Below are 3,426 nucleotides of genomic sequence, written 5' to 3' on the forward strand. Positions count from 1 at the left end.
GGCGGTCTCAAGGAAAAGCTCCTTGCGGCCCTGCGTGGCGGCATCAAGACCGTGTTGATCCCGGAAGAGAACGTCAAGGATCTGCAGGAGATTCCCGAGAATGTGAAAAGCGGACTCGAGATCATTCCTGTGAAGTGGATTGATAAGGTTCTTGAGGTGGCGCTGGAGCGCAAGCCTGTCCCCTTGTCAGACGAGGAGGCTGCAGTTACTGCAGTGACGGCAGACAAAACTTCTCCGGCAGTCAGTAACGATTCTTTGAAGCACTGAAGTTTTTTTCGAAAACCTCCAAAAAATGCGCTACAATTCATCCCATCGCAGCAAACGTTGTAGAATGTAAGGCTTCGATAAATGCGGGAATAGCTCAGTTGGTAGAGCGCAACCTTGCCAAGGTTGAGGTCGAGAGTTCGAGACTCTTTTCCCGCTCCAAATTCCAAAAAAGGGAAGCATCAGCTTCCCTTTTTTGCCAAGGCAGTGGTTTCTGGCGCGGTAGCAAAGCGGTTATGCCCCGGATTGCAAATCCGGTTAGTCCGGTTCGACTCCGGACCGCGCCTCCAGGATGCGGCTGACTTGCTGAAGTGACTTGAGTTACTTCAGGGAGTTGGAAAAATTTTTGAAATTTCGCAGAAATTCAAAAATTGTGTTATAATTTAATTCTTGCTGATGCACTGAAGTGTTGATGCAAAATGCGGGAATAGCTCAGTTGGTAGAGCGCAACCTTGCCAAGGTTGAGGTCGAGAGTTCGAGACTCTTTTCCCGCTCCAAATTCAAAGGGAAGCTCAGGCTTCCCTTTTTTCTTGGTGCAACGCAATCATCCAATCTTCAGTGATTGCGTTGCTCTTGTTCGATGGGACGTTGCTCTGCGGCGACGTCCGGGTTACGCTGCCGGGCAACACGCACTCGGTGGCTGGCGCCCCGATGGTGAAATTGGTAGACACTGCGGACTTAAAATCCGCCGCTTCCTGAAAAGGGGCGTGCCGGTTCGACCCCGGCTCGGGGCACCATTACGATTCAATCATGTCAAGTTACAACGCTCCCTTCGAAATTCATGTCCACGGGCAGGTGCAGTTGCGGGCAGATGCCAGTTTTGAGCAACTGCAGGATGCCTTGAAGCCTTTGTGGAAATATGCAGGAGCGCGTTCTCTCGCTGACGGCGCCACCAGTGCCTATGAAGAAGAACCTGGCATCAAGTTCGACCCTAAAGAGCACCTTCTGCAGATTTGCTGGACCGTGCGGGGCGATGAAGATTTTCGCCAGACACTCGATGAAATGTGCATGAACCTCAACGAGCTTTGCGAAATAGGAGCTGCCTTGGAGGTGACCTTCTACGACGCAGAGTTTGAAGAAGAGGACGGTCAAGACGGCGCCGAATCCCGTGACGATTTTGTAATGCTTTTCGTTGGGCCCACACCGGCCGCCATCATGCAAGTGCAGCGCGACCTGCTGGTGCAAGACGTGGTGAACATGATGGAGCGCCACTTTGATGGCGCTGAGCTGGGTGGCGTGGTCGCCGAGATCGACAAGCTGTTCACGCAGCGTTTTGATGCGTTGGTGAATTCGCTGGAAATTGGCAAGCCCCCCAGGGGCCCTGGTGGCTCTGGCAGTGGGCACGGCGGTGGTCGTCGCCCCCGCCATCTGCATTGAGACCCTGGCTGCAGGTGAAAAGACGCGGGCGTTTTGGGCGCTCGGGTAAGGCCTTTCACAAAAATGGCCTGCCTGCGCAATGTTCCAGGGCGCTGCCATTGTTTTTAGTCATCCATGGCTTCTGATCTTCCGTATCTGCGCGCCTACCCTGTGGCGCTGCAGGAGCAGGCACGCGATTTGTTGGAGCAGGGGCAACTGGCAAACGTGCTGCTGCGCAAGTATCCCCAGCCCCACAGCGTACGCAGCGACAAGGCCTTGTACGACTACGTACAAGAGCTGAAGACTCGTTACTTGCGCAACGCTGGTACGGTCAACAAGGTGCTTTTTGACAACAAGATCCACGTGGTGCGCAATGCCTTGGGCTTGCACACTGCGGTCTCGCGGGTGCAAGGAAGCCGCCTTGCGGCCAAGCATGAGATTCGCATCGCCTCGATGTTCAAGCAGGCTCCTGATGAGTTTCTGCGCATGATCGTGGTCCACGAATTGGCTCACCTGCGTGAAAAGAACCACGACAAGGCGTTTTACCAGTTGTGCAGCCACATGGAGCCGCAGTATCACCAGTACGAGTTTGACCTGCGCCTGTACCTCACACACGTGGAGCATGCAGGTGCCCGGTTGTGGGGCGATGAGCTTGTTTGAATTTGTTGGTTGATTGCTATAAATTTAATAGCTTGTGGCGCTTGTTCATCAAGCGCTAGAGCCACTTTTTATCTATATTTCTCAGCGCACTGATACGGACCGGCAGTGCTCCGCCGGCAGATTCAGCCAACGCTGGGCAGCCGCTTCCATCATGGCCACTGGGCCTGTGGTCAGCAGGAGTACGGAAGGAGTAACGTCCGCACTTTCCTCGGAGAGGTTGCCGCCAGCGGAGCCTGCTGTTTGCAACAAGCCTGCAGCGTCGAGCAGGCGCTTGGTTTGGCGAGCAACAGGTTCACCGGTTTCTATGAACTGCACGTCTGGGCCCACCAGCGTGCGCAACTCGTGGGCTACGAAAATATAGTGGGTACAGCCCAGAACCAAGGTATCCATTTCCCCTGGCGCTGTACCAAAGGCACCCATGGCATTCACATAACGTTTGCACAATGCGCCCGTTTCAGTGCTTTCAACTGGGTAGGAGGCTGGGGCTACAGGCAATGCCACGCTGCGTTCGATGGCGTGTGCGAGCCCATCGCAGGGTTGCACCACAAAATGGGCTTGATCGGCCAATGAAGCCATCAGCTTGCCAAATTTGGCACTGGTGAGCGTACCGCGGGTGCCGATCACGCCCACATGCCCAGTCTTTGTGACTGCCAGAGCCGATTTGATGGCGGGCTCCAGCCCCACCAGGAGCAGGTCGGGGTGGCTGCTGCGCACTTCGTGGATGGCCGCCGCCGTGGCGGTGTTGCAGGCCACCACCAGCGCTTTGATGTCGTGCTGCTCACGCAGGTACTGGGTGATGGCGTGGGTGCGCGCAGCCACAAAAGCGTCGCCGCGCTCGCCATAAGGGGCGTTGGCGCTATCGGCCAGATACACAAAACGTTCGTGGGGCAGGGCTGCCAACAGCGCTCGCAGCACGCTCAGCCCGCCGACGCCGCTGTCAAATACACCGATGGGAGAAGAAGCCTGCGGCATCGTGAACCAAGCTCTGGCAGTGGGAAAACCGGGATTGTAGGAAAGACGAGGAGCCTGCGCGGAAACGCCAGCTTGAATCAGGATGTCAGTCACTATGCAGAAATGAAAAAACCGCCCGAAGGCCAATGCCAGTCAGTTAAGAGCTGACTGGCATTTTTTTCGTTGGGAATTTGG

At 55.6% G+C, this 3,426-nt stretch carries 4 protein-coding genes and 4 tRNA genes; 7 read left to right on the forward strand and 1 reads right to left on the reverse strand.

Annotation, left to right across the window (positions count from 1 at the left end):
- The 7 genes from AADJ04_RS17750 to AADJ04_RS17780 all read left to right on the forward strand — a co-directional run.
- Positions 1 to 267, forward strand: a 267-nt coding sequence (locus AADJ04_RS17750) for a S16 family serine protease (RefSeq protein ID WP_341240427.1), incomplete at its 5' end; no start/stop codon positions are given.
- Between the two features lie 83 nt (positions 268 to 350).
- Positions 351 to 426: transfer RNA gene (locus AADJ04_RS17755), tRNA-Gly, on the forward strand.
- 54 nt (positions 427 to 480) lie between these two features.
- Positions 481 to 554: transfer RNA gene (locus tag AADJ04_RS17760), tRNA-Cys, on the forward strand.
- Between the two features lie 131 nt (positions 555 to 685).
- Positions 686 to 761: transfer RNA gene (locus tag AADJ04_RS17765), tRNA-Gly, on the forward strand.
- A 148-nt stretch (positions 762 to 909) separates the two neighbouring features.
- Positions 910 to 1,001 (forward strand) — tRNA-Leu (locus tag AADJ04_RS17770).
- Between the two features lie 13 nt (positions 1,002 to 1,014).
- Positions 1,015 to 1,641, forward strand: a complete 627-nt coding sequence (locus AADJ04_RS17775) for a DUF6806 family protein (RefSeq protein WP_044402542.1) — start codon at positions 1,015 to 1,017, stop codon at positions 1,639 to 1,641.
- Positions 1,642 to 1,755: 114 nt separating this feature from the next.
- Positions 1,756 to 2,280 (forward strand): M48 family metallopeptidase, encoded by a 525-nt coding sequence (locus AADJ04_RS17780; protein WP_066696926.1) that lies wholly within the window; start codon positions 1,756 to 1,758, stop codon positions 2,278 to 2,280.
- A gap of 81 nt (positions 2,281 to 2,361) precedes the next feature.
- Here AADJ04_RS17780 and murI read toward each other — a convergent pair whose 3' ends face one another.
- Positions 2,362 to 3,252, reverse strand: coding sequence for a glutamate racemase (murI, locus tag AADJ04_RS17785; protein WP_341240428.1), 891 nt, complete (start codon positions 3,250 to 3,252; stop codon positions 2,362 to 2,364).
- Positions 3,253 to 3,426: the final 174 nt, after the last annotated feature.

This window comes from uncultured Acidovorax sp. (assembly GCF_964021665.1).
GTDB lineage: Bacteria > Pseudomonadota > Gammaproteobacteria > Burkholderiales > Burkholderiaceae_C > Acidovorax > Acidovorax temperans.

Bases quoted from the DNA above. Each gene is read 5' to 3' on its own strand.
- AADJ04_RS17775 (WP_044402542.1), top strand. From the start codon at position 1,015: ATGTCAAGTTACAACGCTCCCTTCGAAATTCATGTCCACGGGCAGGTG.
- AADJ04_RS17780 (WP_066696926.1), top strand. From the start codon at position 1,756: ATGGCTTCTGATCTTCCGTATCTGCGCGCCTACCCTGTGGCGCTGCAG.
- murI (WP_341240428.1), bottom strand. From the start codon at position 3,252: ATGCCGCAGGCTTCTTCTCCCATCGGTGTATTTGACAGCGGCGTCGGC.